Source organism: Synechococcus sp. WC101 (genome assembly GCF_047461555.1).
Taxonomy (GTDB): Bacteria; Cyanobacteriota; Cyanobacteriia; order Thermostichales; family Thermostichaceae; genus Thermostichus.
The window spans coordinates 1-3,502 of sequence record NZ_JANSHG010000199.1 but is presented as its reverse complement, the minus strand read 5'-3'; the positions used below and the strand labels follow the sequence as shown (position 1 = coordinate 3,502).

The following is a 3,502-nucleotide window of genomic DNA, read 5'->3' as shown; positions in this document are numbered from 1 at the left end:
GCCCCTGGCCGAGGAGGCGAATGCCAACGTCACCAAGCTGATTGTGGAACAATTGCTGTATTTGCAGTACGAGGATCGGGAAAAGCCGATCAAGATGTACATCAACTCGACGGGCACCTACAGCTACGACACGGCAGCTTTTGCCATTCTGGATACGATGAACTACATCAAGCCGCCGGTGCATACCATCTGCATTGGCAATGCCATTGGCATGGCGGCCATGCTGTTGGCGGCGGGCGCCAAGGGGTTCCGGGCCAGTTTGCCCAATGCCACGATCGTGCTGCATCAGCCGTATGGGGGCACCCGTGGACAGGCCAGCGATATTGAAATTCGCACCCGCGAGATCTTGACCTTGCGCAACATGATGCTGGAGGAATTATCTCGCAGCACGGGCCAGCCCATAGAGCGCATCAAGAAGGATACGGAGCGGCTGTTTTTCATGACTCCGGAAGAGGCCAAAGCCTACGGTCTTATCGATCAGGTGTTGACCAGCTCCAAAGCCCTGCCGAAGTTGGCAACAGCCAAAAGCTGAAGCAGAGGGATCCGTCGATGGTTCAGGTCCCTGTACAGCCTTTAACGGCGGAGGAGTACCTACGCCTCAAAAGCTGGCCTTATGAAGGACGGCTTGAACTTGAAGACGGGTATATTCGGGAAGTGCCAACTGAGGAGCGCATTAACACCCTCATTGAGCTGTTTCTGATTGCGGAATTGCTCAAGTTTTTGCCCGTCCAACGCCTGAGCTTGGGCCAAGTTGAGGTCGAAGTGCCCGCAGCCAAGGCTCGGTTTCGCAACCCAGATGTGATGGTTTTACATCCTGACCATGTGAGCTTGCTGGGGAACGGTCGCGGAACCCTTCGGCTGCCCATGCCCCCGCCGCTGCTGGTGGTGGAAGTGGTTTCTCCTGGAATAGACAATGAAAAACGTGATTATCAAGACAAGCGCAAAGACTATGCTGCCCGTGGGATCCTGGAATACTGGATTGTGGATCCCGCCAAGCAGTCGGTGTCGCGCTGGGTTGGCGGGGAATACGAAGACGAGGTTAAAACCGGCCCTGAACGCATTGTTTCCTCGGTTTTGCCCCAGCTAGATTTGAGCGCGCAAGACCTCTTGCAAGCGCATCGTTCTGTGTAGTGTTCTGTACTTTGCCAGGAGAAACTTATGCCGATTGGAGTGCCTCGCGTTCCCTACCGTCTGCCCGGTGAGCCCTACAGCCAGTGGATCAGCCTCGACGACCGCCTGTACCAAGAGCGGATCTTGTTTATCGGCGAGCCCATCGACGACAACCTGGCCAATACCATCGTGGGGGTGATGCTCTACCTCAACTCCCAGGATCCGCAAAAGGATATTGTGATGTACATCAACTCTCCTGGTGGCTCTGTAACGGCGGGCATGGCCATTTACGACACCATGAACCACGTCAAGCCCGACATTGTTACCGTTTGCGTGGGCCAAGCAGCCTCGATGGGGGCCTTCTTGCTGGCTGCCGGCACCAAGGGAAAACGCTTTGCCCTGCCCCACTCCCGCATCATGCTGCACCAGCCTTCCCTGGGGATGATCCAAGGTCAGGCCAGCGATATCGAAATTCGCGCCCGCGAAACTTTGCGGGTCAAGCGGCGTATGAATGAGCTCTTGGCGCAAATGACTGGCCAGCCGCTGGAGAAAATCGAGCGGGATGTGGAGCGGGATTTCTACCTCTCGGCTACGGAAGCCCAAGCCTACGGCATTGTAGACCGAGTGATCCAAGAGCGCTCGGAAGCAATGGCCGGCTAAGGGGGATTTTGGCTCGCTGCAAAAAGACGGCCTGGGCAAGATCCCGAGTAAGATTAGGGAGCTGAGGACTGGCTCGCTGTGGTTTGACCGTTTGACGGGCCTGGATTCCGGCAGGTGTGATGTTCCCCGGCTTATACGGTACTGGTTCTAGGGTGCCGGGAGAGGGGCTGAGGATCCCTGGGGTAGCTAGGATAAGGCGGAGTGGACCGAGAGATTTGCATCCGGTGAACCGAAAGCATTGGGTCAAAAGGAGCAGTGGATGGGCCAGTCTGCTGGTGTTCCTGCTGTATCCGCCGAATCAGGCCTTGGCTTTGCCCCCGGCTTCTGAAATCCCTGAGGAGGTGCTGCGGGCGCAGCCAGATTTGCAGGCTCGCTCTCCGGTCGATAATCAGCCCCTCACCGCTGGCGAAGCTCTGCAACTCCAGGCAGCCCTGGCAGCCCGGCCCGAAACCGGATCTGTTTCTCCAGAGGTGGAGCGGCTGATCTTTTTGCTCAAGCTGCGCAGGGGTTTCCGCGACCTGTTTCCTTTTTTGTTCCCATAGCCCTCCTAGCTAGCCCAACAGTTTTCCGAACCCTTAGGGGCGAGGGGGAAATACCACAGGGATCCTTTTCTGGTAGCGGTAAGGGCCGGTGCGGGATCCCCAAGTTTGTTGGCCGGTGGTGGCGTCGAAGCCGCGATCCCAGGTGATGAATTCCTGGGCTGTGAGGTCAAACTCGATGTGGATGTAGGTGCTGTCGCCGGGGTTGAGGCGGCAGCCACCGCCCGGCAGCATCTGGCCGTGGTAGCAGTCTGCGCGCTTTTCTACGAGGATGCGACAACCGGGCAAATGCTGTAAGTCAGACAGAGAAAGCTGCGCCAAGCGCTGCAGATCCTGAGAGGCACCTGCCCAAGCCGCTTGATCCCGCAACTTATAGTTCTCGATCCGCAAGGGATCCGCCAATACCTGCAGCACCCGGCTGCGGTAAAACCGGCCCGGCGTGTGCTCGTTAAATTGCTCGGTAAAAAAGCCGATTCCTTCTGAAAACAGGTGGGGAAGGCGCACGTACCAAAGGCTCACCGGTACAAACCACACCGGTTCTGCCATGGCTTGGGCGCGGTTGCTGTAGTAACCTTCCAGCCAATCGGCAAAAGTATTGAGGTCGGAATCGGAAGTTGCCGCAGCAGAAGCTGTCATATGCAAGAAGGAGGATCGCCTGTCTTCGGGATTTCTCGATCCTAGGGTTATTCTCACCCCCAACCCTGCTTCCGGAGGGAGAAGGTTGGGTGCCGAACCGGAGGGCTCAGTGTTGAGGAGCTTGCTCTGCTGAAGGCAATTTTTCTTCTACTATAGAAAGCTATGACAAAACTCACCCCCAGCTCCAGCTACAGCATTGCTCTACGTCTGCGCCTGCCCAACCAGCCAGGAGCGCTGGCCCGTGTTACCCAAGCTATTGCCGAGGTGGGAGGCAGCCTCAGCCAGATCGACCTCATCCACCAATCGGCAGCCGAAACGGTGCGGGAAATCTGCGTGGATGCCGTTAGCAGCGAGCATGCCGAGCAAATTCGCGCCGCTGTTGCCTCTTTGCCCAACGTAAAAGTGGAGCGGGTGGTGGATCGCACCTTTGAGCTGCACCGGGGGGGAAAGCTACAGGTGGTGGCCAAAAGCCGCCTGGAGAGCGCCGCCGATCTGGCCATGGCCTATACCCCGGGCGTGGGTCGGGTGGCGCTGGAAATTGCCGCCGATCCCAGCGC

Annotated in this window: 6 protein-coding genes; 5 read left to right on the top strand and 1 reads right to left on the bottom strand. The window is 57.7% G+C overall.

Features of this window, described 5'->3' with window-relative positions; genetic code table 11:
• From NW809_RS11335 to NW809_RS11320, 4 genes are all read left to right on the top strand, one after another.
• On the top strand, positions 1-532 hold a 532-nt coding region (locus NW809_RS11335), incomplete at its 5' end, for an ATP-dependent Clp protease proteolytic subunit (protein WP_414402175.1).
• Positions 533-549: 17 nt separating this feature from the next.
• A complete protein-coding gene (locus NW809_RS11330; RefSeq protein WP_011429554.1) occupies positions 550-1,131 on the top strand; it encodes a Uma2 family endonuclease in 582 nt (193 codons plus the stop codon).
• Between the two features lie 27 nt (positions 1,132-1,158).
• Positions 1,159-1,770 (top strand): ATP-dependent Clp protease proteolytic subunit, encoded by a 612-nt coding sequence (locus NW809_RS11325; RefSeq protein ID WP_011429555.1) that lies wholly within the window; start codon positions 1,159-1,161, stop codon positions 1,768-1,770.
• Between the two features lie 275 nt (positions 1,771-2,045).
• Entirely contained in the window at positions 2,046-2,312 is a 267-nt protein-coding gene (locus NW809_RS11320; protein WP_041438869.1) for a hypothetical protein, read from the top strand.
• Positions 2,313-2,345: 33 nt separating this feature from the next.
• On the opposite strand, the gene NW809_RS11315 is transcribed toward NW809_RS11320, so the two are convergent.
• Positions 2,346-2,945, bottom strand: coding sequence for a chromophore lyase CpcT/CpeT (locus NW809_RS11315; RefSeq protein ID WP_414402174.1), 600 nt, complete (start codon positions 2,943-2,945; stop codon positions 2,346-2,348).
• A 162-nt stretch (positions 2,946-3,107) separates the two neighbouring features.
• Between NW809_RS11315 and NW809_RS11310 the strand changes: the two genes are divergently transcribed.
• Positions 3,108-3,502, top strand: a 395-nt coding sequence (locus NW809_RS11310) for an ACT domain-containing protein (RefSeq protein WP_414402173.1), incomplete at its 3' end; no start/stop codon positions are given.